This is a genomic window from Borreliella spielmanii (genome assembly GCF_014201705.1).
Lineage (GTDB): Bacteria > Spirochaetota > Spirochaetia > Borreliales > Borreliaceae > Borreliella > Borreliella spielmanii.
The window spans coordinates 64,716-90,485 of sequence record NZ_JACHFA010000001.1 but is presented as its reverse complement, the minus strand read 5'-3'; the positions used below and the strand labels follow the sequence as shown (position 1 = coordinate 90,485).

Sequence of the window (25,770 nt, the reverse complement as noted above, 5' to 3'; positions counted from 1 at the left end):
TGATTTAAAAGTAGATCAGAACATGTCATGAATGTCAATGTTAATTTATTTCTTCTTTTAGTTTTTTAAGAACCCTTTTTTCAATTTGTCTTACAGTTTCTGATGATATTCCAAGTTCTGTTGAAATATCTTTTAAGGTGCTCTTTTTAGGATTATTGTCTAGGTTATATCTTTTTTTGATTATATACCTTTCCTTTTCAGTTAATTTTGTTTCAAGTATGTAATTTAAATGTTTTATAGTTGAGTCTTGTTCGAGGGTAATTTCAGGGTTAAAAGAATTATCCTCATATAGATTCAAGAGTGTTGAATTTTCAGATCCCTCTATTTCTTTATCTAGAGAATATTCTTTTTCAAGATAAGGAATAATTTTTATATATTGAGCAGGAGACAGATTGAATCTTTTCATTATTTCTTCTTTTTTGGGCGATTTTTCTTCTTCTGTTAAATATTTGTTTATTTGTAGTATTAGATTTTCTTTTCTGTATGGGACTTTTACCAATCTAGTTTTAGTGTTTAATGCTCTTTGGAGCGATTGTTTGATCCAAAAAGATGCATAAGTTGAAAATTTAGTGTTTTTATTCGGATCATATTTTTCAGCAGCTCTTATTAATCCCAAGTTGCCTTCTTGAATTAAGTCCTCAATTTTTAGTCCTTTGCCCGCGTATCTTTTTATTATTTTTAAAACAAGTCGCAAATTTGCATTTATCATTTTATTTTTTGCTTGTGCGTTGCCTCTTTGTATTTGTCCTGCAAGTTGAATCTCTTCTTCGTGAGTAATTAGCTTATGTTCTCTTACCGATTTTAAATATATGTTTAAATCCTCGTTACTAAATATATTCATATGGTATATTTTTCTCCCCTTTTTTTGAACTATTGTGATTAAGTTTTTAATACTTACTTAATTTGCATGCAAAAATTGTGCCAATTTAATTTAAAACCATTTATTAAATTAAATTGGCAGCTATAATTTCAAGGTAGAGTGTTTTAGAATTATTTATTTTTATCCAATTGATTGTAAATCAAATTGGCAATTCCGAAGCTTTGAGATTGTGTTATTTGTTTTGCTCTTTGTTCGTAAAGCATGTCTTCAAAAATTTCTTCTACTTGGCCTCCGCTTAGTAGATTTTGGTCTTTGTTGAGAGTTTTTTTCATGCTATTAAGCATTTGCTTTATAAATATAGCTTCAAATTCTAAAGAGGCTTTTCGAAGTTCTTCGTTTTTTTGAAAGGATTTTTTTGTTTCTACCGGATTTTTAAAATTATTTATTTGGTTTTTAAATTTTAAATTTTGTAAATTAATTTTAGTTTCCATTAACTTCCTCCAAGATAACCGATTTGATTTTGTTGTTGATTTTTTTTGAGGCTAATATTTTATGAATTATATTTATTAATGTATAGTTTCCTTTTTTAAGAATTATATTGTAATTGTAGTTAATAATGTTTTGATTCTTATTTATTATTACACCATCTATGGTGCAATTGGGAGTGTATTCAGATCCTTTTAATTTGTTCTTATTATTTATAATTCCTGGCGCGATTGCTATTATTTCTCCCGCGTTATTTTTAAGATTTGTTTTTAAAAGTATTCCATTTGTTAAACTTTTTGAGTCTAATATTGATGCAATGTAAGCTTTATGTATTGAGCCCTTGATTGCATTGCTTTTTATTTGGTGACCGACATTGATTAGTGCAATATTTTTGCTTTCTATATTATTAAGGCTTATTTCATCTATTGTATTGTTTTCTTCTAAAATTTTATGTATAAGGTCTTTTTCTTTTAGAGAGTCTTCTTTTCCGTGAAGATTCTCTACTATTTTAATACCCGTTAAAAAATTTGTGTTTGTGGAGCAAATATTTGCAATTTCTGTTAATTTTGTGCTTTCAGGCAGATTATTGTTAAATAATTGTTCTGCTTTTAGTCTTGTTGAAGCTTTGTTTGCTTGGGCTAATGGGCTTGTCGCACATGCAATTAACATTAGTTTGTTCATTCTTTGCTCTATTTATTTTATTCTTTTAATATCTACTATTTTATATCAATTATTATAATTTAATAAAACTTTTTTAGTAAATTGAGGAAGATAAAATAAAGCATTATTCTTTTTGCACTTTGTTTAACTTTATCTCTTCATTTTTAATTGTGTTACGTATAACTTTATATTTACTATTATTTAGTTCATTTAGGCTTAAAACATCATTTATCCTGGTTGTGTTAATTTTGTATTTAAAGTAGATATTGTGTTCATTAAGGATTTCATTTTTTTTTAGATTTTCTTTTGCAAATACAATAGGTTCAATTATGTCAATATATATATTAATGTAATTATGTCTTTTATAACTTTCAAAGTTTTTTGCATAATAAACTAGAGTTTTTTGAATTGGAATATTTTTATATAAGTTGTTGCTTTTTACTTTAAATTTTATTTTTTTGAAAAATTTGTCTTCTATATTTATTTCAGATTCATCAAAGTTAAATTGAAGTATATAGATATTTTCATTTGATAGATTTTTTGTAATGTAATAAATCATTTCAAAAATTATTGATTTTTTAGTTAAATGTGGGGGAATATATATTTTTGATAAGTTTTGATTATTGCATATTTTTGAATACTTTTTTGAAAAGAAGTATGTCTTACTAGGAGCAATGTTGAAGCATAAATCACAACTAGCACCCATAATTGAGCTTGTTGTGAAAAATAAAATAAATATAAATAATTTTTTTTTTATTTTATTGCCTTTTTAAATTATTTGCGATTCCCAACATATTGTCGGAAGTTTGAATAGCTTTTGAGTTTATTTCATAAGCTCTTTGGGCTACTATCATTGTCACCATTTCTTCAGCAATAGATACATTTGACATTTCAAGAATACCTTGCCTTAGTCTTCCCATGCCCTCACTTCCCGGTATTCCGGCTATTTCTTGGCCTGATCCAGCTGTTTCTTTAAATAAATTACTTCCAATAGCATTTAGCCCTGCAGGATTAACAAATCTTGATATTTCAATTTGTCCAAGTTCTATTGGTTCGTTACTGTTATCAATTTTTACCGACACTATTCCTTGTTCAGATATTGTAATTGAGTTTTGGATATATTCTTCTGGAAAGAATATATTAGGCAATACCTTGTATCCTTGGCTTGTTACAAGCTCCCGATTAGAGTCGATTTTAAATGATCCATCCCTAGTATATGCATAAGTTCCATCAGGTAGAAGAATTTTGTAAAATCCATCTCCTTCAATAGCAATATCTGTGAGTAAATTGGTGGATTGCATTTTCCCCTGTTCGAATATTCTCTGAGTAGCAGCAATTTTTGTTCCGTGACCAACTTGATTTCCAAGCGGTCTTAAGGTATTTTCAGTTGCAGGAGTTCCTGCTCTGTTTTGGGTTTGGTAAATCAAATCCTCAAATTCTGCTCTTATTTTTTTAAATCCTGTAGTATTTACATTTGAAAGATTATTAGCAATTGTATCTACATTGTATTGTTGCGCAGTCATTCCGCTTGCTGCTGTCCATAATGCTCTCATCATAAAATATGCTCCTTAATATTTTCCAATTTCATTTATTAATTTTCCCAAAAGGCTATCTTCAGTTTGTATTGTTTTTTGGTTAGCTTCGTAAGCTCTGTTGATTTCAATCATTAAAACCATTTCCTTAACTGCATTAACATTGGAAGCTTCTAGCGCTTCTGTTTCTATTTTAGGCCTTAATGATACATCAATTTCTTGTGCTTTGCCAGATGTTTTTGTATCAATCCATAAAGAATTTCCCTGTTTTTTGAGAAATCTAGGATTTTCAAAATTTACGATTCTGATGGTATCAAGCAGTTCATAATTTTCCCAAGAATTTTCATGCTCACTAACAAGTCTTTTAGGGTTTGATGCAAAGTTTGAATTGTGAAAGATTTGTCCTTGAGGTGTTATTTTAAAATTATTTTTTTTTAGATATATATATCCTTTTTCTCCAAGAACAGGAAATCCGTTTTTTGTAACAAGAATTCCTTCTTTTCCAATAGTAAAAGAGCCATTTCTTGTATATCTTTCTCCATCTGAAGTTTGTATTACAAAAAATCCTTGATCAGTTAGTGCTAAATCTAATGGATTGCCAGTAGTTTTTAATGGGCCTTGTTCAAATATTGTATATATCTCATTTTCTTCAACCCCTGTTCCCAGCTTGCCTACAATAGGAGCTGTTTCAAGATGCCCTTTAGGAAATTTATAAAGGCCATCATCATTTAGTCTTCTTATTAGCATTTCTGGAAATGCCTTTTGAATGGATAAATCTTTTTTGTATCCAATAAGATCTATGTTTGCCAAATTATTTGACACTACATCAAGCTTTCGCCTTTCTGCCATCATTCCACTGGCAGCTGTATAAATTCCTCTTACCACGGTTAAATCCTTTAAGACAATTAACTTTATTAATACTAGCATCAATTGTCTTATATAACAATTAACTGACCCATTGTTTTTTACTTCTTTTAATATTTTTATTTAGTTTTTATCTAAGGTTTTGTCTTAATAATTAAAATTATAAAATAAGTTGTATAATGATGTTTGTGGCTAATATTTAAAATATTCATCTTAGGTTAATAATTTAAAAAAGAACTATAATTTAGAATTATTAGTTTTAAGGAGAATTAATGAATAGAACTTTTTTAAAGTTTTTTCTTTTTTTTTGTTTTGTAATGTTTTTATTTGCAAATTCAGAAGATTTAAATGAAAAGGAAATTATTGACAAAGCTGAAAATCTTAATTTTGAAAATGAAGTTTTAGGATATTGGGTTGGTTATGATGATGTGAGTAATGTAAAAAATTCTATTATTTATATTTATAAGTATAATGGAGAAGTTTGCGGTCGAATTTTAACTGTAATAAAAGACGGCAAAAAGTATGATGCTAAAAATCCTTCAGGAGATACTGTTGTTGGGTTTGAAAATCTTGCAATAGAGGGTCTTGATTTTATGTGGGGCCTTAAGTATTCTTCTGCTTCTAAAAAGTGGGATAGGGGTAAAATAATAGATCCTAAAAACGGTAAAATTTATAATTCTGAGGTGAGTGTTGATAGTAAAACCGGGAATCTTGTTACCAAGGGGAAAGTTTGGATTTTTGGCAGAAGCAAAATTTGGACAAGAGCTAAAGTTGATGAAATACCAAAAGTAGACTTACATAATCTTGTTCCAACGCCTCCTGTAAAAAAATAAATTTGGATTTTGGTTTTACTATTTTTGAAAAAATACATAAACATATATGGGATGAGAGGAGGTTATGAAAAATAAAACAGAGTATTATGATCAATTTATTGCAAAAGTACCCAATTTTCCTAAAAAGGGTATTCTTTTTTACGATATTACTAGTGTTTTGTTAAAACCCGAAGTTTATACCTCGTTAATAAATGAGGCATATTCTTTTTATAATCTTAAAAAGATCGATTGCATTGCGGTTGTTGAGTCTAGGGGATATTTGATAGGCGCCCCTTTGTCTTTAAAAATGCAACTTCCCCTCGTTTTAATTAGAAAAGAGGGTAAATTACCCAGAGAGGTTTTTACTGAAGAGTATGAGCTTGAATATGGCTTTGGGAAAATAGAGGTACACAAGGATGATGTTAGAATGTATTCCAATATTCTTTTAATAGATGATATATTAGCTACCGGGGGAACTTTAAAGTCTTCTGCAATTTTGCTAGAGAAAGCTGGCGGCAAGGTTAAGGATATTTTTTGTTTTATTGAGCTTTGTAGTATTAATGGTAGGCGCATCCTTGAAGGCTATGAGGTTAATTCTCTTGTAAGATATGATTAATTTTAATGCTTGACTTTTCTTTTTTATTAAATTTACAATATTTAGTTGAGGTAATGTAATGTATGCACTGGTAGAAATAAATGGGAAGCAATATAAGGCTGTTGAGGGCGAATTTTTAAAAATAGATAAAATTTCTCCTATTGAAAAAGAGAAGCTAGAATTTAATAGTGTTCTGCTTATTAATAAAGATGGGGAGATTAAAATAGGAAAACCTTATGTTATAAATTCTTTTATTAAATGTACCTATAAAGAAGATAAAAAAGATAAAAAGGTTATTTCTTACAGATATAGAAGAAGAAAATCAAGTGAGAGAAAAGTTGGGCACAGACAAACTTATTCTTATATTTTGGTTGATGAAATAGTTTTTTAAGTTTATTGATTAATGTTTTAGTAAAAGTAAAAGACGATGTAGTTATTTATCTTTTAGCTGATGGCCATGCTATTGGCAAGAATAATGTTAACGTTGTATGTGCTTCTTTTTCTTTTATTTTGAGAACCTTTTTTAGTGTTCTTGATCTTGAAGGTGAGGGTTTTATTGTAAAAAATTCGAAAAGAGGTTATTTGGAATTTAAACCCTTTTTTAAGGATTTGAGTAAAGAGAGCCTTTTTTATTATAGTAGATTTTTAATTAGAGGCATAAACGATTTGTGCTTTGAGTATCCTAATGATATTAAATTAGTTTTGGAGGAAAATTAATGGCAACAAGTAAAAGTGGTGGTAGTTCAAAAAATGGACGAGATTCTATATCTAAGCGACTTGGAGTTAAAAGAAGTGGTGGTCAGTTTGTTAAAGCAGGAGAAATAATTGTTAGACAAAGAGGCACAAAATTTCATAAGGGTAAAAATGTAGGCCTTGGAAGGGACTATACAATATTTGCGCTTTCATCTGGCAAAGTAGAGTTTAAAACTTTGAAGGGTCGAAAATATGTAAACATTGTTTAGTGTATAACTATTTTTAGTTTTAATTGAAAAATTGGAGAAGGTTTGTATAACTTTAAGGACTCTGTAAGTATAACAGTAGTTTCAGGTAATGGTGGTTCTGGGTGTGTTTCTTTTTTGCGGGAAAAGTTTAATGCAAAGGGTGGTCCAGATGGGGGAAATGGCGGTAATGGCGGTAGTGTAATTTTTAAGGTGAGAGAAAATCTTCGAACTTTATCTTTTTACAAAAATGGCCATATGCTTTGTGCTAAAAATGGTAAATCTGGAATGGGCTTTAGAAGAAGTGGCGCTAATGGCAAAGATTTAATTCTTTTTGTTCCCCCAAATACAGACATTTATAGTGAAAATGATGAAACTTTTTTGTGTAGGCTTGAAAATTTAAATGATGAATTTATTATTTTAAAAGGCGGCAGAGGCGGTCTTGGTAATTGGAATTTTAAAACTTCGGTTAGAAGAGCGCCAAGGTTTGCTCAACCTGGAGAATCGGGCAGTAGCTTAAATGTACGTCTTGAGCTTTTTTTGGTGGCAGATATTGGACTTGTTGGTCTTCCTAATGCCGGCAAATCTTCTCTTCTTAATAGAATAACTTCAGCAAAATCTAGGGTTGCAAATTATCCTTTTACAACAAAAATTCCCCATCTTGGCGTACTTAGATATTCTTATAATGATCTAATAATTGCAGATATTCCAGGAATAATTAAAGGTGCTAGTTTTGGAGTAGGGCTTGGGACTAAGTTTTTAAAACATATCACTAAAACTAAAATTTTAGCTTTAGTAATTGATATTTCTGAAGCAAATTTTTTAGAATCATATAACATTCTTTTAAATGAATTAAAATCTTATAGCTATGAGCTTTTTAATAAAAAAAAAATTATTATTGCCAATAAGCTTGATTTGGATAGTTCTGAGAAAAATTTTAATTGCTTGATAAAAGCTTTAAGAAAAGAAAAGATTGTTGGTATCTCTATTTATGAAAATAGGGGGATTGATGAACTTATTAAAGAATTTTTTATTTTGGCTAAAACTTTTTAATAAAATTGATTTGTATTGTGAGCTTTTTTATTTTTAAGGCTTGGTTTTGGGATGTCAAATTTGATTTAGGAAAAAATAATTTATGAGAATTGCAATATTGGGAGGTACTTATAATCCAGTTCATATAGGGCATATTTTTTTAGCCAAAGAGATAGAATATTTATTAAATATTGACAAGGTAGTATTTATTCCTACTTGCAATCCGGCTCATAAATTGATTGGGGAGGGCGTTAGTATTAAAAATAGAATAGATATGCTCAAGCTTGCATTAGAGAATGAAAATAAAATGTTCATAGATGATTGTGACATAATAAATGGTGGGATAACTTATACCGTTGATACTATTTCTTGTGTTAAAAAAAAATATAAAAACGATAAACTTTTTTTGGTCATTGGCGATGATCTTTTTCAAAATTTTGATTCATGGAAAGATCCTCAAAGTATTGCAAGCTCTGTTGATCTTGTTATTGCTCACAGAATCTACAAAGAAAGGCTTAAAAGTTCTTTTAAGCATATTTATGTAGATAATAAAATAATACCCATCTCCTCATCAGAGATTAGAAATAGAATTGCAAATGGATTTCCTGTTAGCTATTTACTACCCTTTGGTGTGTTAAAATACATTAAAGATAATAATTTATATGTTAAAAAGGTAAATGTTTGAGAAAGGATTTAATTTTTTTAGTTTTAATTGTTTTGATAATAGCGGGTGTAGTAATTTTTTTTATTAGAAGTTCGAAAAAGGAACTAGTTTACTTTGAGCTTAATACAAAGAACAATATTAGTTTTTTATTTCTAGTAGAAGATCTTAACAAAAATCTTGTAAGTATGCAAGAAATTTTTATTAATATAAAAACAGGAAATCTTGGTTTTTTAGATATTCCAATTCATACTGGATATGAAGATTTAAAAGGTAATGTATCTTGGTTTAAAGATCTTTATAAAAAAAATTCTTTTAATAAATTTTTATCTAAAATTTATACACAATTATCCCATGAATCAGATTATTATATTCGTTTTCAAAAAGAAAATTTTGTTAGACTTGTTGATTATTTAGGAGGGATTAGACTTCTTGTTAAAAACCCAGTGAAAGTTTATAGTTTTGAGGATTCTATTTTAATACCCTCTGGTACTTCCAATTTTGATGGTGATAAAGCTTATGATTATTTGAGATATTTTAATGACGTTAATCAGTTTGAAGAGAGATGCGAGTTTTTTAAAGAATTTTTTAAAAAACTTCTTTTTCAGATTTCAGATTTTGGCATTGAAAATGAAATTTTTTTTAAAATATATTCCATGTTAGATACTAACCTTTCAGAGGTTGTTTTTAAGTATATTGTTAAAAATTATAAAATAAATAATAATAAAATTATTTCTATTAATATTAAAGGTCAAGAAGAGATTTTTAAGGATCATAATAATAATTTAATAAAAGTTGTTTTTCCTTATTATGGAGGTGCTATTTTAAAAGAATCAGTAGATAAATTGAATAAAGAATTGATTAATGAAGGTTTAGAAGAGATAGTAAAGATTGTTGTTTTAAATGGAACAAAAGTTGTTGGACTTGCAAAAAAAACAGCAAATATTTTTAATTCTTTAAAATTTAAAGTTTTAAAATTTGGTAATGCAGATAAAAATTCCTATAAAAATACCTTGATTATAAATAATTCAGATAATTTAGAAATGGCTGTTAGAGTTGGGGAGGCAATTAAAACTACAAATATTAAGCCAATTTCTGAAGTTCAAACTAAAAAATTGTTAGGGCTTGATAATCTTGATATTAATCCCGATGTAATAGTTGTTTTAGGAGACGATTTTGATGGAAGATATGTTAAAAGCAAGTGACATTAATGCTTTATGTAAAATAATAAGCGATTTTAATGGAATTGATGTTATAGGTATTAATGTTAGCGATGTTTGCAATTGGACGGATTTTTTTATAATAGCTACTTTTGTATCATTTAAGCAGATGGAAGCTTTGTATCTTGATAAGATAGTTAAATTTTTTAAAGAAAAAAAAATTAATCTTAACGTTCAAGGAAAAGGATTGGTTTATGACTGGACTGTTGTTTCAGGTGGAAATTTGGTAATTCATTTAATGAGTGAAAAGTCTAGAGAATACTATGAGCTTGAAAAAATATGGTCCAAAGGAATTGTTATTTATCCTTAATTATTGTTTAATTAAAAAAACTAAAAATATCATAAAAACATGTTTACAAAAAATAGAAAATATTTTAGATTTAAGTTATGTACTTTTTGCGGGAGGCTTATAAGTGGATATTACAGACATGAGGATTAAGAAAGTTGAAGGTAAAAATTCTGGCTCTAAGTTATTAGCATATGTTGCAGTTACTTTTGACAATTGCTTAGTTCTTCATAATATTAGAGTTATTAAAGGGCAAAAGGGAGTATTTATTGCTATGCCTAACAGAAGGACCAGAGTTGGTGAGTATAAAGATATTGTACACCCTATTAGTCAGGATTTTAGAAAAACTTTGCAAACTTCTATTTTTAAGGAATATATAAGAGAAAATCCAGCTGATTTTGAGCTTGAATTAGATTTTTAGATAATTATTGACAAAGCGTGTTGTATCTTGTATGCTTGTCAATTGTAAGTATTAAGGTATTTGGGACGTCGACAAGCGGTAAGTCAACTGGTTTTGGTCCAGTCATTCGAGGGTTCGAATCCTTCCGTCCCAGTATTTTATATTAGGAGTTTTTTGGTGGAAAATAGCAGGGTTTTAAGTTGTAAGTATAGGTCAAGCTTTGGGTCTTCTAATGCTCGCAGAATAAGGGCTAAATGTGAAATACCGGCTGTTGTTTATGGACAGGGCAATGATGTTTTGCATTTAAAAATTAATAGTAGTGAATTTAATAAAAAATTTGCAAAGTTTACAGATAATACTGTCTTGATATTAGATGACGGCAAGTTTGAAAGATGTGTTTTTGTTAAAGATGTTGCAGAAAATATTGCCAGCAAGCTCATTTATCATATTGATTTTTACGAAGTAGATAAGCGAGTTGAGCTTGAAAAGTATATTCCTATTAAGCTTATTGGGGCTTCTATTGGGGTTAAAGAGGGTGGAATTTTGACTGTTTTAAAAGAGCAAGTTAAGGTAAGGTCTTTACCCTTAGATTTGCCAGAATTCATAGAGCTTGATTTAACTCCTGTTAACAAAGGAGATAGAGTCCTTCTTAAAGATCTTCTATTGCCTTCTAATGTTAGGCTTGCAGAAAGTGATGAGAATTTGGAAGTTGTTATTATAAAGTGATTTTATGGGGTTGTTAATACTTGGATTAGGAAACCCTGGATTAGAATTTTCTTTAACCAGACATAATGTTGGTTTTTCTCTTTTAGATAAAATTGTTTCTAAGAACGGCCTTTGCTTAAAGAGAAAAAAAAAATATGAATATTCAGAGTTAAGAATGATTTCTAGACGAGTAGTTTTGGTTAAGCCATTAACTTATATGAATTTAAGCGGATCTTTATTTCCTTCGATATTTTCAGATTTTTATATGTGCGTAAAGAATTTATTAGTGGTTCTTGATAATGTTGATCTTCCTTTGGGGAAATGCAGACTTAAAGAGCGAGGCAGTATGTCTACTCATAATGGTCTTAAGTCGATTTCAAGTGTTCTTGGAAGCTCTAATTACAGTAGACTTTATATTGGAGTTGGAAATAATGTTATGCGGGACATAAAGAGCTTTGTTCTTTCTAGATTTTGCAAGGACGAAATAGATAGGCTTGAAAAATTGTATGATTTTTTAAGTGATGAGGTAATTGATATTAGTGAGGCAAATTTTAAAAATAAGGTTCAAAAAATAAATTCTAGTAATTTTTAATGCATTTTTTAGACGATAATATACAAATTAAAATAGATGAATTTTATAAAAAAAATTCTTTAAATAAAAGTCGTGTTATTGTTGCTTTTTCTGGAGGGACTGATTCTACAACTTTATTGTTGAATTTAAAATATTATTTGAGAAATAATATTGTTGCATTTTATTTTGCTCATTTTATCAGAGCTGATAATGAACAAAATCAAGAAATAGAGCATGTAAAGGAGTTTTGTGATTTTTATAACATTGCTTTACAAATTAAGAAATGTGATATAGATATAAAAAGTGAAGCAATTAGGCTGGGAGTATCTATTGAAGAGCTTGCAAGGAAATGTAGATATAATGCTTTAGAAAATGCTCTTAAAGAAAATGATGCAAATTATATTGCGCTTGCTCATAACGAGAACGATCAAATTGAAACAATAATTATGAGATTTTTTCAAGGATCTTTTTTGGATGGCCTTGCAGGTATTCCTAGTGTCAATGGAAATATTATAAGACCCTTGCTAGAAGTTTCAAGACTAGAAATTGAAAATTTTTTATCTTTGAATAATATTAGAGTTTTTGTTGATAGTACAAATTCTCAAAATTTATACCTAAGAAATAGAGTTAGAAATAATTTGCTACCCTCTATAGGAAAGGTTTTTAAAGGATATGAAAAATGTCTTAAAAGGATATCTGAATTTTCAAAGGAATTTGCAAATTATTTTGAAAAAGATGAATTTTTTCCTGTTGAGAAAGGTAAATACTATTATTCTTTTGATATAAAAACTTTTTTAGATTTCCCTAAGTATTTAGTGTTTAGATTGATTTTTAAAATTTTAAATTCAGAGGGAATTGTAACTAAAATTTCTTATAAAGCTCTTAATGAAATGTTTAAAGTAGAGATTAATAGAAAGAAAAATAATGTTTTGTTAAAAACCAATGATTTTTTTTTAGAAAAAAGGCATAATAAAATTAATTTAATTTTTAAAAGGGATGAAAAATTTTACAAACCTTTTGATTTTATTTTAGAAGTTGGTAAATGGCATAGTTTATCTTTAGGTAAGATTTTGCTAAAATGTTTAGAGTGCGATACAGCTTCTGTATCAAGGTTAAAATGTTGTTCTTATGAGTTTAGACATAAATTTTTTAAGGATAAGTTGAAAGCAAAAAAGTTTTTTTCTAAGTTTATAAGGTGTAATCCGATTTATTTAATATTGTTAGCACTAGATAACAGGTTAATCGGAGTTATTGATTTAAATACTTTAAACTTAGTATGGAGTGAAAAAAGCATTCTTAAAAAAATTAGTATATCTTTGATTGGAGGGCTTTTAAAGGAATGAATGGCAATAGTAATATGAATAATAATGGAAAATCTAATAACAAAAAGAAAAATAAAAATTGGATTTTAGGGCTTGTTGTTATTTTTTTAATTTCAGCAATATTTATGTCATATTTTGTAAGGGGAGGGGAAAGCTATAAAAATGTTCCTTATAGCACTTTTCAGAGTTATTTGGACAATGGTCTAGTTGAGTCTGTAGTAATAATTGATAAAAATCTGATTCAATTTGTTGTCAAGGGTTCTAACTTTGTAAAATCTTATTTTTCTACCAGTATTCCCTATCTTGATATAAATCTACTTTCAGAACTAAAGAGTAAAAAAGTTGAGCTTAGCTCTGGTAAAAGCCAAGCTTCTTTGATTGGAGTTTTATTGCAAACTTTGCCGTGGATTTTATTTTTTATTTTCTTTTTCTTTATATTTCGTCAAACTCAAGGTGGTGGTGGAAAAGTTTTTACATTTGGGAAAAGTAATGCTCAAAAGTATGAAGCTGGAAAAAATAAAATTACCTTTAAAGATGTGGCTGGTCAAGAAGAGGTTAAGCAAGAGCTTCGTGAAGTTGTTGAATTTCTTAAAAATCCAAAAAAATTTGAAAAAATAGGTGCTAAAATTCCAAAAGGAGTACTTTTGGTTGGCTCTCCGGGTACCGGTAAGACTTTACTTGCCAAAGCTGTTGCTGGTGAGGCTGGGGTTAGTTTTTTTCACATGTCAGGTTCTGATTTTGTTGAAATGTTTGTTGGAGTTGGAGCAAGTCGTGTTAGAGATTTATTTGATAATGCTAGGAAAAATTCTCCATGCATCATTTTTATTGATGAGCTTGATGCTGTTGGTAGAAGTCGTGGTGCAGGACTTGGCGGTGGTCATGATGAAAGAGAGCAAACTCTTAATCAGCTATTGGTTGAAATGGATGGATTTGGAACGCATACTAATGTAATTGTTATGGCCGCTACAAATCGTCCTGATGTTCTTGACTCTGCTTTGCTTAGGCCTGGACGATTTGATAGGCAAGTGACAGTTTCTTTGCCTGATATTAAAGAAAGAGAGGCAATATTAAATATTCATTCTTCAAAAACAAAGCTTTCAAAAAATATTAATTTACAGGTAATAGCAAGAGCTACTCCTGGAGCTAGTGGTGCTGATCTTGCAAATTTAATTAATGAAGCAGCTTTAATAGCTGCAAGGAATAATCAAGATGAAATTTTAATGAAGGATATGGAAGAGGCCAGAGACAAAATATTGATGGGAGTTGCAAAAAAATCTATGACTATTACTGATAAACAAAAGCTTGAGACAGCTTATCACGAGGCAGGCCATGCTTTGCTTCATTATTATCTTGAACATGCTGATCCATTACACAAGGTCACTATTATTCCAAGAGGTAGAGCGCTTGGTGTTGCATTTTCGCTTCCAAGAGAAGATAGACTTTCGATAAACAAACATCAAATTCTTGATAAAATAAAGATATGTTATGGTGGTTATGCTAGCGAGCAAATAAATTTGGGTGTTACAACGGCGGGTGTTCAAAATGATTTAATGCAAGCTACTAGTTTGGCTAAAAAAATGGTTACGGAGTGGGGAATGGGCGAAGAAGTTGGGCCAATATTTTTAGTAGATGATGAAGCACCCATTTTTCTTCCAAAAGAGTTTTCAAAGTCTAAGGCTTATTCTGAGAATACTGCTGATAAAGTTGACAGAGAGGTAAAAAGAATACTTGAAGAATGTTTAAAAGAGGCATCAGATATTCTTGTAAAGCATAAGGATCAACTTGTTAAGCTTGCAAAGGAACTTGTTTTAAAGGAAACTTTAACAGACAAAGAAGTAAGAGAGCTTTTGGGTTTTGAAGCTAGTAAAGATGAATACGAGTTATTTGCGGTAGAGTCTACGGCAAAAGAAGTAAAGGAGGAAGATATAAAAGGTTAGGGTAAGTGTTTATGTTTTATTTAAAGATGATTTTGATTCTTTTTATTTCTATAAACTTAAATGCATTTTTAATCAAAGAAGATGAAGATATTTCAAATATTCTTTTCAATGAGTCTAAAAATTTTTCCAATTTCCAAAAAGGAAATGATTTAATTTATGGATCTCTTGATTTCAACTTGCTAGCCTCAGACTCTCTTTATGAGATTGCATTAAAAGAGGATATTGCTTTAATAGATAGAATTTACTTATTAAAAAAAGCAATTAATATTAATAATTTTAAAGCAATAACTCTTAAAGAAGTATACACTTGTTATTTTGCGTTGCTTTTAAGACAAAATGAAAATAAGAATATGTATAAAGAAATTATTACTTTGTATGAGAACTTAAATGAAGAATTGCAAATAGATAAAGATTTGATTTGCATGAGACTTGAAGCTTCTGGAAGACTTGAAAGCTTTGGAGATGATTTTAAAAAAATTTTATTCAAAGCTTTTTTCTTGTATGGTAATGATTTTTTATTTTTTAAGTGGTTTTTAAAAGAAGATAGGTTTTTTTTTAGCATTTTTAATACCATTAGATCAAAAGAAGATTCTTTCTTTACAACTGAAAATATTAATTATATATTTAGAAATTCAGATTTTAATTATGACAATTCTGTTTCTTTGTTTTCTTTTCTTAAGGGTAAAATTAAAGAATATAATGGGATTAATGGCATTTATTTTTTAAAATACAAACTTTTAGATCCCGTTGAAGCTTATAAGATTTTTAAAAAATTTCCTCCTGATACAATAAATGAATATAAAATGTTTTATGATCTTTTAGAGGATCCCGACATGAAGAGTAAATTTTTAGAAGATTATAAAAGAGTGTCAGGAATTTATTTTATTGATAATAAAAATAATATTGCTATACTCAAAGATGGAGTTTTAGTAGGTATTTTTTCAGGAATAGTAGATTTTGGTAATAAATTTAGTTTAAATAATAAATATTTTAATAAAGTTTATTTTAAAGACAAGTCTCCAGTTTATTATGAGAATAGTTTACTTGGTTATAAAATAAGTTATTCTGTTTATCCTTACGTTGATATGATTGAGGTTCAATATCCTGATAAAAAAGATGTTTATACTTTTGCTTTACATGCATTTAAGTGTAATATTTTTAATAATTTAGGTTACAATTTTAATAGTCTTGGGATTAGGGAGTTGTTCTTAATTAACATTAAAGATTTTTTTCTACCCACCGCTTTAAATTTATTTTTTGAAAAAATTTCTGTTTTAGATATTAGATCAAGCTTGATAAATAAAAAAAAATATTTTGGGTTTAATTTAGTAGAAATTAAAAATTATGTGCGCGGAAGTTTGGTTTCAATTTATAGAAAGGTTAATGGCTCTAAGAAATTTAATTATATTGAGATTTATGAGAAGGATAAATTAAAAACAAAGAAAGCTTTGTTGGATGATGATTGCTTTGAAAGTTATTATTCTTTTTAATGATAACTTTCAAATAAAAACCAACTATTAATTTTTAGGTTTTCAATATTAATGTTTTTTAGCTATGCTTTTTTGTATAGTTGAATTCAAGTTTACTTTAGGAGGATTTTTGGGCTTTTGTTTAGACTTTGCTAATAAAGAAGATATTAAATTTAATAACATTGTGTCTATTAGTCATTTTGACTTTAAAATCAAAATGAATTTAATCCTTGTAGTTGGACCTATGGGAAGCGGGAAAACAGAATATGCTGCAAAAATTTATAAAGATTCGCTTGTTGTAAGAAAAAAATCTTTTAAGGTGCTGGGTAATATTATTAAAGGAAATAGGAATAGAGTTAATGTATTTTTTATTAGAAATTTTCTCGACAAGAGGAGGTTTCAAGATTATCCAGAAAATGTAATACCATATAGGGGTGGTGGAAAAGATAAAATTGATGAGATTGGTTTTGCGAGTAGCTCTTTTGATATTGAAAAATTAATAGCTTCTAATCCTAATTGTGGTACTTTTATTATTGATGAGGCATGTTTTTATGATGAACGTTTAATTTTTGTTTTAAATAAAATTTCGTTAAATGAAAATATTTTATTTATATTGCCTACATTACTTTATAATTTTAGGAAAGAATCTTTTAATGATACTGCTAAACTTTTGGTAGAATATTCGGATAAGATTTATAAGCTTGGAGCTTATTGCGGGCATATTGATTGTATGGAAGAATCTTTTTTTTCATACAGGTATTATTTTTACAATAATAAAGAAATCCCAGCTCCCTATTTTGATCCTTTGCTTATTGTTGGTGGTGATGAAGAGATTGAATCTGCTATTTATCCAAATTACGCTACAAGATGCTCAATGCACCATTATCTTGTGGGTAAAGAGTATTTTTTTTCTTTTTTAAAGCCATTCGCCTTGTTGTATTCACAAGGAGATGAAAAATTTCTTGAAAATGAAATTGTATCATTAAGCAGCGATGCTGAAAATTCTAATTTTGTAAATTCTTTAGATAGTGAAAAAGGGTATGAATTTAGAGCTGAAATTTTAAGAAATATTTTAGAACTGCCTTTTTTAGCAGAAAGAGCGTTAATAACCCTTTTCTCAGAATATAGCATCTTAAGTAAAGATAATTTTAAAGATCTTGTTTTAAAGTTTTCTTTAAATAAGGATTATATAAATAAAATTTTTTTTTCCAAAGAAGGCAAAGAATTTTTTTAATAATAGTTTGGACTTTTTTCAAAAAATGCTTTAGCTTCGTCAATTCGCATGAGTTCTTTTTTAATGATGTCATAGTAATCAAACTCTTTAAGAGAAATTTTATGATATTCGTTTTCCCAGTTTGTTATTCCATCGCTTTCTAGTTTAACAGATTTGTAATTTTCAAGGTTTTTATGGTATTTTAGTGCTTCATTGTAGTAGTTAATTGCCAGTTCATACAATTTTTTTGCTTTTTCTAGATTGAGAATAATTTCATTTTTTTCTGGAGTTTTGAAAAAATATAAATTTCTTGTATCGAATAAATCTCCCAAATGTAAATTTTGCTTAACTAGGAGTAGATTTACATGCATTTTGAAGAGAAGTTTATATTTCATCCACTGCTCTTTTGTTTCTATTTTAGTTAATGAGTATTTTGGATTTCCAAATGGGTATTTTAAGGCTTTTTGAAGAAAAAATATATTTTTTTTATAGTTTTCAGGTTTTTTTTTCATTTGAGTGTTAAAGATTACATACCATTGTTCTGCATAATAAAATTTGGACGATGCATTTATTTTTAGGACTGTTACTAAAATAAGTAAAATTAAACTTATTTGGAAAGTGACACTTTTAAACATATAATTAATCATATGATTAATTATATTAGAATTTTATTAGATTAAAAATTTTTTCTACGTTTTTATCTAAGCTATCTTTTATTGAATTATCAATATAAATTACATTAATTTTTTTTTCTATTTTTTTAAATGTTTTTAAATATTTAAGAGCGATTTGTTCAAAAGTTTTGTATTTTTCAAGCTCAAAAAGATCACTTTGTGTTCTGTTTTTTTGTATTCTTTCATAAGCTATGTTTGGGTCTGTTTTAATAAAGAATACCTTTTCAGGCAATGGAAAGTTTTTATTTAATTCATATCCCAATTTTCCTTGATATGCAATTGATGAGAATAAATAGCGATCAGTTATTACTTTTATAGATTTTGTGTTTAAAATTTCGAGTATTCCACCTTTTTTATATAAATGATCGTGTCGATCTGCTGCATAAAGATACGCAAAAGTTGATTCTTTTAAAGGATTTTTGAAATTCATTAATTGTTCTTTTATCATTTTTCCAACTATTCCGCTTGATGGTTCTTTTGTAAAATAATACCTTGATTCATCGCTGCAAAGAGCTTTTAGTTTATTGATAATGCTTGTTTTTCCACTTCCATCAATTCCTTCTATGCAATAAAAGTTTTTTAATATTTTAATCACAAATATTTTTTCTTCCTTTCTTTTGGTGTCAATAATTAGGTTATTGATAATTATTATATAATAATAATTATCAATATATGAGTGTATGAATTTGTGGTTTTGAGAAATAAGACATTTTTATTGTTGATTTTACCATTTTTAGTTTTTGTTTTAATAATTTTTTCCATTAATCTATTTGTTCAAGTTCAAATTTATTCTGCAAAGTTTTTTGTTGTAAAGTATCTTGAATCAAAATTTGGCTTTAGGATCAAATATGATAAGATTTCGCCATATTTTTTATCATCCATTAAAATAGATGGCTTAGAGCTAAGTTTGGATGGAAAAGATAAAATATTAATGGATGTTGTTAGGGTAGATTTAAATCTGTTTAAATTAATTTTAGGCGATAAAAATATTATTTTAAATGTTTATGTTAAAGGGAGTAATTTAAATTTTGATATAAACGATTTTAGTTTATCTAATGATTTAAATTCTAGCGGTGTTTACGACAATGGAAATGTAATTTTAAATAAAATCTTCAATTATCTTTATAGACTAAATATTAATTTAGAGAATATCAATATTAATATTAAGCTTAATAATAAGAATAATTGGTTGAATTTTAAGGTTAGAAATTTTTCTTTAAGCACCGTAGATGAAGATTTTTTATTTAGTTCTGTAGTTGATTTTGGTGCTATTAAAAATTTAGGAATTAATTTACCGTTTGAAAAAGTTGGTGATGGAATTTTAGATTCAACTTTTTATTTTGAGGGGAAATTCAAGAAAGGCTTTGAGGATGGTTATGTAAATTTTAGTTTTTTTGAATTGAAAACAAGCTATTTTTCTTTGCTTGAGCAAGGATTTCAAATAAATTATTCAAAAGGAAATTTAAAAATTTTTAATTTACGAAGGGAGAATTTTGATTTTAATTTAAGTTATGACAAAGCTAATAGTTTTATTCGACTAGATGCTTTATTTTTCAATGTTAATCTTTTAAATTGGATTAAGTTAAACAAAAACTATGAAGTTTATAAAGATTATTTTGATATAAGCTTAAATGGGCAGTTTGCATTTTCTTATGATTTGAAAGATAAAGATTTAAGATATGCCGGAATAATAGATTCTTCTTTAAATGCAGATGCTATGGGTAAAGAAATTCAAGGTTTAAAGCTTGAAATCAAAGGGGATGATAGCGTTGTAAGTGTTAAGAATGCTTTTTTAAAACTTAAAAGGGGTGTTGTAAACTATAAAGGTTATTATTCTTTAAAAGATTTGCTCCCAATAGGACGTCTTAACTTTAAGTCTGCAAAAATTTTAAACTTGAACGATCTAAATGGATATTTGGATTTTAAGAAAGATAAAAACATTTTTTCGGTTAAGTCCGATAATTTTAGTCTTGGCAATCTTAGTTTTCAAAATTTAAGTTTAAAAACTTATTTTTTAAAGGATAAAGTTTTTTTTGACCATTTGATTTATTTAGAAAATAAAAATTCCCAAATTTCTTTAAAAGGCGATCTTGATGATAAAGAATTTTCTTTCAATTTAAGTATTAAAGAGTTTCCTTTGCTTTTTTTAAAAGAAGTTGTTCCTAGTTCTTACTTAGTAAATTTTTTTCCCAAGACTTTATTTTCAGGTAAATATTTAAATTTGGTTTCTGATTTTAATTTAAATAAATTTGATTATCATAAAAATAAATTAAAAAAATTTAATTTCATAGTATTTTCAAAGTTAGATAATTTTAAATTTATGTTTGATGCTAGTGGAGAGAAAAATTTTTACAAATCAAATAACTTTAATTTGCAATACAATGATTACAATTTGCACTCCAGCTTGATTATTGAGCTATTTGAAAATGGGCTTAATATTAACACGAATTTTTCTTATCTGGATAAAAATTATCCTTTGTATTTTAATATTAATCTTAAAAATAAGTTTATTGTTGCTGAATCCCCTCTTGGTATTAAATTAGATTTCAATTATTTTGATTCTAAAATAATTTATGCCCTTAATGTTAATGATTTTAGGGTTTGCAATAAAACTTCTGATCTTTTGATAAATATCAATTTTTATGGGAACTATTTAGGGCTTAATAATGATTTGAAATTTAGAATAGATAAGTTTAGCATAATAAAAGCTTCTAAAATACCCGCTTATAATTTTAATTTTGGTTTTAAGGGCTCATATGAATATGATAAATTGTACATTTCTGATGTTAAGTTTGTAAACAAGCTTTCAAATTTGCAAGGATATGGACAATTCAATTTAAAAGATAATTTTAATGGAAGTTTGAATTTATTTTCTAGTTTAAATTCAGAACGATATTTTTTAGGGGTTAATTCCGATGAATATGGAAGTTATTTTTTGCTTAAATTTCAAGATTTAGATTTTTACAATTTTAATTCTTTATCTCTTTTGGAAGGAAAGATTAATGGTAATTTTTTGCTAAATTTTAAAAATAATGATTTTAAAAATTATTCTTTGAGTGGATATCTTGAGACTGATAAATTAACTTTATTAGGCATTCCTATGCAGTTTTCTCTAAATTTAGGATTATTAGACAATAAGCTTAACATGTATGATATAAAAGTCAAGCGCAATAAAAAAGAGTTTCTTAGTGGTAGTCTAAGATATGATCTAAGCAGTTCTATAGGCGTATCTAATATGGTTTTTAATAGCGATTTATTTTCTTATAAGTTTAATGCAAATTTTAGAAACTTTGAAAGTAAAGATGAAGAGCGATTTGGAGTTTTGAAAACTAAAACAGAAGGTGAATTCTCTTTTAGAGATATTAAATATAAAAATGAGTTTTTATCTAATCTTACGGTTGAATTTAGTAATGATTTTGAAAAATTTAATATGGCTTCAATTGATTATGACCTTATTAATGTTTTATACCATTATGGTAGTGGAGAATATAGTTTTATTTTAAAAGATTATTTGCCTCTTAGTTTCAACTCGTCAGGTAAAATAATTAAAAATAAAATTCTTGGAAATGTTAGAGATATTAAATTTGATTCAAAAATAATCACCAAAGATTTTTTAGATTCGCATCCTTTATTTAATATTGACAATCATTTAATTCTTTATAATCTTGTTTTAAATGGTGAATTTGATATCGATGGGGATTTATATAATCCTAATATTAATGGAAGTTTAAATATTCAAAAAGGATCAATAAGTACTGAGTATTTAAGAGCTTCTAGAAAGTTTGGTGGTGATAGAACTTTAGAAATAGTTAATATGCCAGTTGAAATTCAGGATAATAAGATCATTTTTAGTAATGAGTTTATCCTAGATCGATACTCTAAGGTTTTTGTTGCTACTAGTTTAAATTTGAATTTTTTAAGTGATACTATTATTGATTATTACAAGATAGATATTAATGTGACTGGTAGAACAGGAGTTCCTATTAAGTTTGACAAAATTGCTTTAAGCTTTACAGGGTATGCTTTAGGCGATTTTTCAATTGAAGGAAATGCAGATGAAATTATGTTTAAAGGCGTTTTAAATATTTCAAATGCTTGGGTTTATTCTCTTGAAAGTTCTATTGTTAATTTATTAATAAATCCCTTCAAGAAAGCAAAAAGACCGCAAACAGTTGATATTAATGTTCGAGATTTTGATATTTTAACTCATCTTGAAATAAATTTTGACAGTGGTGTTACTTTTCATTGGCCAGATAGTAATATTTCATTTTTACAAGCTACTATTTCAAGAGGAGATAAACTTGTAATAAAATCTGATACAAAAACAGATGATTTTATTCTTAAAGGGGATTTGAATATTGCCAATGGTTTTGTTAATTATAATAATAAAAAATTTATCTTTAAAAGTGGTGCTTATATATCTTTTAATGAGAGCAGAACTAAGTTTGATCCATGGATAAAAGCTGAGGCTACAAATACTATTAAAGATAGGAATGACAAACTACTTGTTACAATAGGGATTGATAGTCCTTTGAGTTTATGGAAAATTGAGTTTATGTCTTATCCTTCTAGGAGTGAACAGGAGATTAAATATTTACTCTCAGGCTCAACAATGGGGGAGGCTGAGGGGGGATTGCGATTGGCGGGAACCAATGCTGCTGAAATGGCAATTGGAATAGTAAGTGACATTGCTCTGGATTTTTTAATTCAACCCATTGAAGATTATATGCGTTCTATATTAAACTTAGACTTGTTGAGTATAAAGACAGATATATTAAAAAATTCTATTAATAGTAATTTTTTTAAAATTGGGAATCCTACTTTTGTTGATGTTCTTGACAATACAAGTGTTAAAGTAGGGAAATATCTTGTTGAAGGTGTTTTTATTAGTGGAGGTTTTGGTTTTTTGAAAGAGCAAACGACTCCTTTTTCAAAGGATTTAAATTTTGTTATTAATTTGGGTATTGAGTTTGATTCTCCATTTTTTTTGGTTAATTATGAGTTTGATTACAATTTTATGAAAAAAGGTTTAGATGGAATAGGGAATAATATAGGTATTTCTTGGAAATTTAAATATTAAATTGTTAAGAGGTTAAGATGGGTTCAATTAGAGGTTTGTTTTTTATAAGTTTTTTAATGTTTTTTGTTGTTTTTAGTTTTGCTCAAGTTGAAAATTACAAAGGTAAAATAATAAAGGATATTAATTTTGAAGGACTTAAGAATAAAAAAGAGGTGGATTTTATTAATATTTTAAAACCTTACATTGGCGCGGCATATTCTAATGAAATTTTTGATAAATTGCAAATTGATCTTTATTCTCTTGATTATTTTTCTGGCCTTATTAAGCCGATTTTTAAAATAGATGGCGAGAATCTTTTTATTACATTTATTGTAAAAGAAAAATCTTTAGTTAATTCTGTTGTTTTTGCTGATAGCAGTAGAGTTTTTTGGAATAGTGAGCTTGTTGAGAAGGTAAATATTAAGGCTAATGAGCCTTTAAATCTTGCAAGTGTTAATAAAGGTGTTAGCAAGCTTGAAGAGATGTATAAAGACATGGGATATCTTGAGGTTTTTGTAAATTTTGAAATCAAAGAAGAAGAAAATTTGGTTGATATTATTTATAATATAGCAGCTGGACCTAGATATGTTATCAAAGGTATAGACTTTGAAGGAAATCTAAGTTTTAAAAGTAGCACTTTGAGAAAATCTTTAGCATCAAGAGTAGTATCTCTTTTTTCAGATGGTAAATATTTAAAAAGCAATGTTGACAAGGACAAGTATCAACTAGAGTCTTTTTATAAAAATAATGGATATATTGATGTTAAGATTATCAATAGTACTATTGATATTAAAGATTCTCTTAAAGATTCTCAAAGGTTAGAAAAGGAGGTTTTTCTGAAATATTTTCTTTCCGAAGGCAATGTTTTTAGATTTGGGAAGCTTGAAATTTTTGGTAATTCAGTTTTTAGTTTGGAAGAATTAAAAAGGTTTATTACCTTTAAGGAAGGTGATATTTTTAATAATTCTAAATTTGAGCAGGATTTTACCAAAATCAAGGAAAGTTATTTTAAGGAGGGGTATATTTTTACAGAAATTATTCCTTCACAAAATGTAAGAGGAGAGTTTATTGATATTTTAATTAAAATTTCAGAAAAGGATAAAGCCCATATTGAGTCTATTACTGTTTCTAAAAATAAAAATACAGCTTCTCATGTAATACTTAGAGAGATCCCACTTCAAGAGGGAGATGTTTTTAGTTTGGATAAGTTTAAGATGGGTATGGTAAACCTACAACAGCTTGGTTATTTTTCAAATGTAGTCCCCGATATTGTTCCAAGCAATACGGAAGGGCTTATGAAAATAAATTTAAACATTGAGGAGCGAGCAACAAGTAATTTTGGATTTGGTATGAATTTTGGAGGCAATGCAAATTCTTCGTTTCCATTCTCAGTATTTGGGCAATGGGAGCTGTCTAATTTTTTAGGCGAAGGCTATTATTTTGCTGCAAGGCTAAATTTATCTTTTTTAGAGCAAAGTCTTAGTTTGACATTTAGAGATAATTGGTTTTTTCAGAAAAGATGGACTGTGGGTGGATTTGTAGATTTTTCACATTCTGTTAATACCGCTTATCAGGATATTAATGGGCCTATTTTTTCTGGCAAAAGGGAAGTTCCAGATCCATTTACAAGTTGGGAAGAATATCGAGATGCCAAGAGTTTTTCCGATTTTAATGCTATGAATTACTCTTTACTTAAACTTAGTTTTGGAGGGTTTACAGGCTATACTTTTTCTAATTATCTTGGCAAGCAAACTCTTCTTGGCACTTTGCAAACCGCTTTAAAGTATGTTTTTTATGACAATGAAGTTAATAGACCTTCAAATTATTATTTAAGAGATAATTATAAAACTTTTAGATTTGAAAATTCTCTTAGTTTGAGTGCTGCTTGGGATACGAGAAATTCTACTTCTTTGTCTAATAATGGATTTTTGCTCAAACAACAGTTTGATTTTTTCGGCGGATTTTTATTTGGTCAGAGTCATTTTATTAAATCTGCTACAACCTTTGAGAGATATTTTTCTCTTTTAGGATATGAGGATGTATTTACTCCTTATTTTGATATTATTTTGACTTTAAGAAGCGTTTATTCAAATATATTGCCGCCTCTTGGCAATGGTTTTGAAATTGAAATTCAACCCCATCATCACATAATTCTTAGTGAAAATTTTATGCAGGCTAGAGGTTGGGGGATTTTGAAAAATATTTACAGTTCCTTTGTAAATACTGTCCAAATATCTATTCCTTTATTAAGAAATTTTTTAGTGTGGGATGTTTTTTTTATAGATTTTGCTTCTTATTCTTTAGAAGGGCAAGAAAATTCTTTATTTAGGCCTTTTAGTAGTTTTGCTTTTAGCTGGGGAACTGGAATTAGAAGTCTTTTACCTCAGTTGCCATTGTCTTTCATAATAGCTTATCCTTTTTATTTTGACAATGATAAAGTTAATAGTTATTATAAATATTTTTCTGGATTTAAATTTTTCTTAGGAATTGAAATGAGATATTAATATAAACTGC

The 25,770-nt window shown here is 27.8% G+C and carries 25 protein-coding genes, 1 tRNA gene and 1 pseudogene; 19 read left to right on the top strand and 8 right to left on the bottom strand.

The genetic code is table 11. The features are described 5' to 3' along the window. Positions 1-40: 40 nt before the first annotated feature. From rpoS to flgF, 6 genes and pseudogenes are all read right to left on the bottom strand, one after another. On the bottom strand, positions 41-841 hold the full coding sequence (rpoS, locus tag HNR35_RS00370; protein ID WP_183223213.1) for an RNA polymerase sigma factor RpoS: 801 nt from the start codon (positions 839-841) through the stop codon (positions 41-43). Between the two features lie 149 nt (positions 842-990). Next, on the bottom strand, positions 991-1,311 hold the full coding sequence (locus HNR35_RS00365; RefSeq protein WP_183223205.1) for a rod-binding protein: 321 nt from the start codon (positions 1,309-1,311) through the stop codon (positions 991-993). Positions 1,312-1,330: 19 nt separating this feature from the next. Then, positions 1,331-1,987 (bottom strand): annotated as a pseudogene (locus HNR35_RS00360) (flagellar basal body P-ring protein FlgI); the annotation flags it as partial. Between the two features lie 103 nt (positions 1,988-2,090). Further along, complete coding sequence (locus tag HNR35_RS00355) at positions 2,091-2,672, bottom strand: hypothetical protein (protein ID WP_419465730.1); 582 nt, start codon at positions 2,670-2,672, stop codon at positions 2,091-2,093. Positions 2,673-2,724: 52 nt separating this feature from the next. Continuing rightward, positions 2,725-3,522: a flagellar basal-body rod protein FlgG gene (gene flgG, locus HNR35_RS00350; RefSeq protein ID WP_006433786.1), complete on the bottom strand. Its 798-nt coding sequence runs from the start codon at positions 3,520-3,522 to the stop codon at positions 2,725-2,727. A gap of 12 nt (positions 3,523-3,534) precedes the next feature. Continuing rightward, positions 3,535-4,383, bottom strand: a complete 849-nt coding sequence (flgF, locus tag HNR35_RS00345; RefSeq protein WP_006433700.1) for a flagellar basal-body rod protein FlgF — start codon at positions 4,381-4,383, stop codon at positions 3,535-3,537. Between the two features lie 251 nt (positions 4,384-4,634). Between flgF and HNR35_RS00340 the strand changes: the two genes are divergently transcribed. From HNR35_RS00340 to HNR35_RS00260, 17 genes are all read left to right on the top strand, one after another. Beyond that, positions 4,635-5,195: a DUF2147 domain-containing protein gene (locus HNR35_RS00340; RefSeq protein WP_183223202.1), complete on the top strand. Its 561-nt coding sequence runs from the start codon at positions 4,635-4,637 to the stop codon at positions 5,193-5,195. A gap of 64 nt (positions 5,196-5,259) precedes the next feature. Further along, positions 5,260-5,790, top strand: coding sequence for an adenine phosphoribosyltransferase (locus tag HNR35_RS00335; protein WP_183223200.1), 531 nt, complete (start codon positions 5,260-5,262; stop codon positions 5,788-5,790). A gap of 58 nt (positions 5,791-5,848) precedes the next feature. Further along, positions 5,849-6,160 carry a 50S ribosomal protein L21 gene (gene rplU, locus HNR35_RS00330; RefSeq protein WP_006433713.1) on the top strand — a complete coding sequence of 104 codons (312 nt, stop codon included), beginning with the start codon at positions 5,849-5,851 and terminating at the stop codon, positions 6,158-6,160. A 5-nt stretch (positions 6,161-6,165) separates the two neighbouring features. Next, positions 6,166-6,486, top strand: a complete 321-nt coding sequence (locus tag HNR35_RS00325; RefSeq protein ID WP_006433753.1) for a ribosomal-processing cysteine protease Prp — start codon at positions 6,166-6,168, stop codon at positions 6,484-6,486. After that, on the top strand, positions 6,486-6,731 hold the full coding sequence (gene rpmA, locus HNR35_RS00320) for a 50S ribosomal protein L27 (RefSeq protein WP_002557368.1): 246 nt from the start codon (positions 6,486-6,488) through the stop codon (positions 6,729-6,731). The genes HNR35_RS00325 and rpmA overlap by 1 nt, the downstream gene beginning before the upstream one ends. Before the next feature lie 42 nt (positions 6,732-6,773). Beyond that, a complete protein-coding gene (gene obgE, locus HNR35_RS00315; RefSeq protein WP_183223198.1) occupies positions 6,774-7,760 on the top strand; it encodes a GTPase ObgE in 987 nt (328 codons plus the stop codon). Positions 7,761-7,842: 82 nt separating this feature from the next. Next, positions 7,843-8,424 carry a nicotinate (nicotinamide) nucleotide adenylyltransferase gene (gene nadD / locus HNR35_RS00310; RefSeq protein ID WP_183223196.1) on the top strand — a complete coding sequence of 194 codons (582 nt, stop codon included), beginning with the start codon at positions 7,843-7,845 and terminating at the stop codon, positions 8,422-8,424. Further along, positions 8,421-9,605 (top strand): LCP family protein, encoded by a 1,185-nt coding sequence (locus HNR35_RS00305; protein ID WP_183223194.1) that lies wholly within the window; start codon positions 8,421-8,423, stop codon positions 9,603-9,605. The genes nadD and HNR35_RS00305 overlap by 4 nt, the downstream gene beginning before the upstream one ends. Beyond that, a complete protein-coding gene (gene rsfS, locus HNR35_RS00300; protein ID WP_183223192.1) occupies positions 9,580-9,930 on the top strand; it encodes a ribosome silencing factor in 351 nt (116 codons plus the stop codon). The genes HNR35_RS00305 and rsfS overlap by 26 nt, the downstream gene beginning before the upstream one ends. A gap of 103 nt (positions 9,931-10,033) precedes the next feature. Continuing rightward, entirely contained in the window at positions 10,034-10,327 is a 294-nt protein-coding gene (gene spoVG, locus HNR35_RS00295; protein WP_183223190.1) for a DNA-binding protein SpoVG, read from the top strand. Positions 10,328-10,388: 61 nt separating this feature from the next. After that, a tRNA-Gln gene (locus HNR35_RS00290) sits at positions 10,389-10,460 on the top strand. Positions 10,461-10,483: 23 nt separating this feature from the next. Continuing rightward, positions 10,484-11,032, top strand: coding sequence for a 50S ribosomal protein L25/general stress protein Ctc (locus tag HNR35_RS00285; protein WP_183223188.1), 549 nt, complete (start codon positions 10,484-10,486; stop codon positions 11,030-11,032). Positions 11,033-11,036: 4 nt separating this feature from the next. Then, on the top strand, positions 11,037-11,603 hold the full coding sequence (pth, locus tag HNR35_RS00280) for an aminoacyl-tRNA hydrolase (protein WP_006433344.1): 567 nt from the start codon (positions 11,037-11,039) through the stop codon (positions 11,601-11,603). Next, the gene (gene tilS / locus HNR35_RS00275; protein ID WP_183223186.1) at positions 11,603-12,925 is read left to right on the top strand and encodes a tRNA lysidine(34) synthetase TilS; all 1,323 of its coding nucleotides are present in this window, start codon (positions 11,603-11,605) and stop codon (positions 12,923-12,925) included. Before pth ends, tilS begins: the two co-directional genes overlap by 1 nt. Then, positions 12,922-14,841 (top strand): ATP-dependent zinc metalloprotease FtsH, encoded by a 1,920-nt coding sequence (gene ftsH, locus HNR35_RS00270; RefSeq protein ID WP_006433363.1) that lies wholly within the window; start codon positions 12,922-12,924, stop codon positions 14,839-14,841. Before tilS ends, ftsH begins: the two co-directional genes overlap by 4 nt. Positions 14,842-14,852: 11 nt before the next feature. Beyond that, positions 14,853-16,331 (top strand): hypothetical protein, encoded by a 1,479-nt coding sequence (locus HNR35_RS00265; protein WP_183223184.1) that lies wholly within the window; start codon positions 14,853-14,855, stop codon positions 16,329-16,331. A gap of 109 nt (positions 16,332-16,440) precedes the next feature. Beyond that, positions 16,441-17,544, top strand: a complete 1,104-nt coding sequence (locus HNR35_RS00260) for a thymidine kinase (RefSeq protein WP_183223182.1) — start codon at positions 16,441-16,443, stop codon at positions 17,542-17,544. Here HNR35_RS00260 and HNR35_RS00255 read toward each other — a convergent pair. Together HNR35_RS00255 and tmk are read right to left on the bottom strand one after the other, a co-directional pair. Beyond that, a complete protein-coding gene (locus HNR35_RS00255) occupies positions 17,541-18,170 on the bottom strand; it encodes a hypothetical protein (protein ID WP_183223180.1) in 630 nt (209 codons plus the stop codon). The two genes, HNR35_RS00260 and HNR35_RS00255, sit on opposite strands and share 4 nt — an antisense overlap. Before the next feature lie 13 nt (positions 18,171-18,183). Further along, positions 18,184-18,792, bottom strand: coding sequence for a dTMP kinase (tmk, locus tag HNR35_RS00250; protein ID WP_183223178.1), 609 nt, complete (start codon positions 18,790-18,792; stop codon positions 18,184-18,186). Positions 18,793-18,912: 120 nt separating this feature from the next. Here tmk and HNR35_RS00245 point away from each other — a divergent pair, with 120 nt between their 5' ends. Beyond that, positions 18,913-23,277, top strand: a complete 4,365-nt coding sequence (locus tag HNR35_RS00245) for a translocation/assembly module TamB domain-containing protein (RefSeq protein WP_183223595.1) — start codon at positions 18,913-18,915, stop codon at positions 23,275-23,277. A 17-nt stretch (positions 23,278-23,294) separates the two neighbouring features. Further along, positions 23,295-25,760, top strand: a complete 2,466-nt coding sequence (bamA, locus tag HNR35_RS00240) for an outer membrane protein assembly factor BamA (protein WP_183223176.1) — start codon at positions 23,295-23,297, stop codon at positions 25,758-25,760. Positions 25,761-25,770 lie beyond the last annotated feature (10 nt).

What these genes read in the sequence shown, in the direction of transcription:
- rpoS (WP_183223213.1), bottom strand. Translation starts at nt 841, where the DNA reads ATGAATATATTTAGTAACGAGGATTTAAACATATATTTAAAATCGGTA.
- HNR35_RS00365 (WP_183223205.1), bottom strand. Translation starts at nt 1,311, where the DNA reads ATGGAAACTAAAATTAATTTACAAAATTTAAAATTTAAAAACCAAATA.
- HNR35_RS00355 (WP_419465730.1), bottom strand. Translation starts at nt 2,672, where the DNA reads ATGGGTGCTAGTTGTGATTTATGCTTCAACATTGCTCCTAGTAAGACA.
- flgG (WP_006433786.1), bottom strand. Translation starts at nt 3,522, where the DNA reads ATGATGAGAGCATTATGGACAGCAGCAAGCGGAATGACTGCGCAACAA.
- HNR35_RS00340 (WP_183223202.1), top strand. Translation starts at nt 4,635, where the DNA reads ATGAATAGAACTTTTTTAAAGTTTTTTCTTTTTTTTTGTTTTGTAATG.
- HNR35_RS00335 (WP_183223200.1), top strand. Translation starts at nt 5,260, where the DNA reads ATGAAAAATAAAACAGAGTATTATGATCAATTTATTGCAAAAGTACCC.
- rplU (WP_006433713.1), top strand. Translation starts at nt 5,849, where the DNA reads ATGTATGCACTGGTAGAAATAAATGGGAAGCAATATAAGGCTGTTGAG.
- rpmA (WP_002557368.1), top strand. Translation starts at nt 6,486, where the DNA reads ATGGCAACAAGTAAAAGTGGTGGTAGTTCAAAAAATGGACGAGATTCT.
- nadD (WP_183223196.1), top strand. Translation starts at nt 7,843, where the DNA reads ATGAGAATTGCAATATTGGGAGGTACTTATAATCCAGTTCATATAGGG.
- rsfS (WP_183223192.1), top strand. Translation starts at nt 9,580, where the DNA reads ATGGAAGATATGTTAAAAGCAAGTGACATTAATGCTTTATGTAAAATA.
- pth (WP_006433344.1), top strand. Translation starts at nt 11,037, where the DNA reads ATGGGGTTGTTAATACTTGGATTAGGAAACCCTGGATTAGAATTTTCT.
- tilS (WP_183223186.1), top strand. Translation starts at nt 11,603, where the DNA reads ATGCATTTTTTAGACGATAATATACAAATTAAAATAGATGAATTTTAT.
- ftsH (WP_006433363.1), top strand. Translation starts at nt 12,922, where the DNA reads ATGAATGGCAATAGTAATATGAATAATAATGGAAAATCTAATAACAAA.
- HNR35_RS00265 (WP_183223184.1), top strand. Translation starts at nt 14,853, where the DNA reads ATGTTTTATTTAAAGATGATTTTGATTCTTTTTATTTCTATAAACTTA.
- HNR35_RS00255 (WP_183223180.1), bottom strand. Translation starts at nt 18,170, where the DNA reads ATGATTAATTATATGTTTAAAAGTGTCACTTTCCAAATAAGTTTAATT.
- bamA (WP_183223176.1), top strand. Translation starts at nt 23,295, where the DNA reads ATGGGTTCAATTAGAGGTTTGTTTTTTATAAGTTTTTTAATGTTTTTT.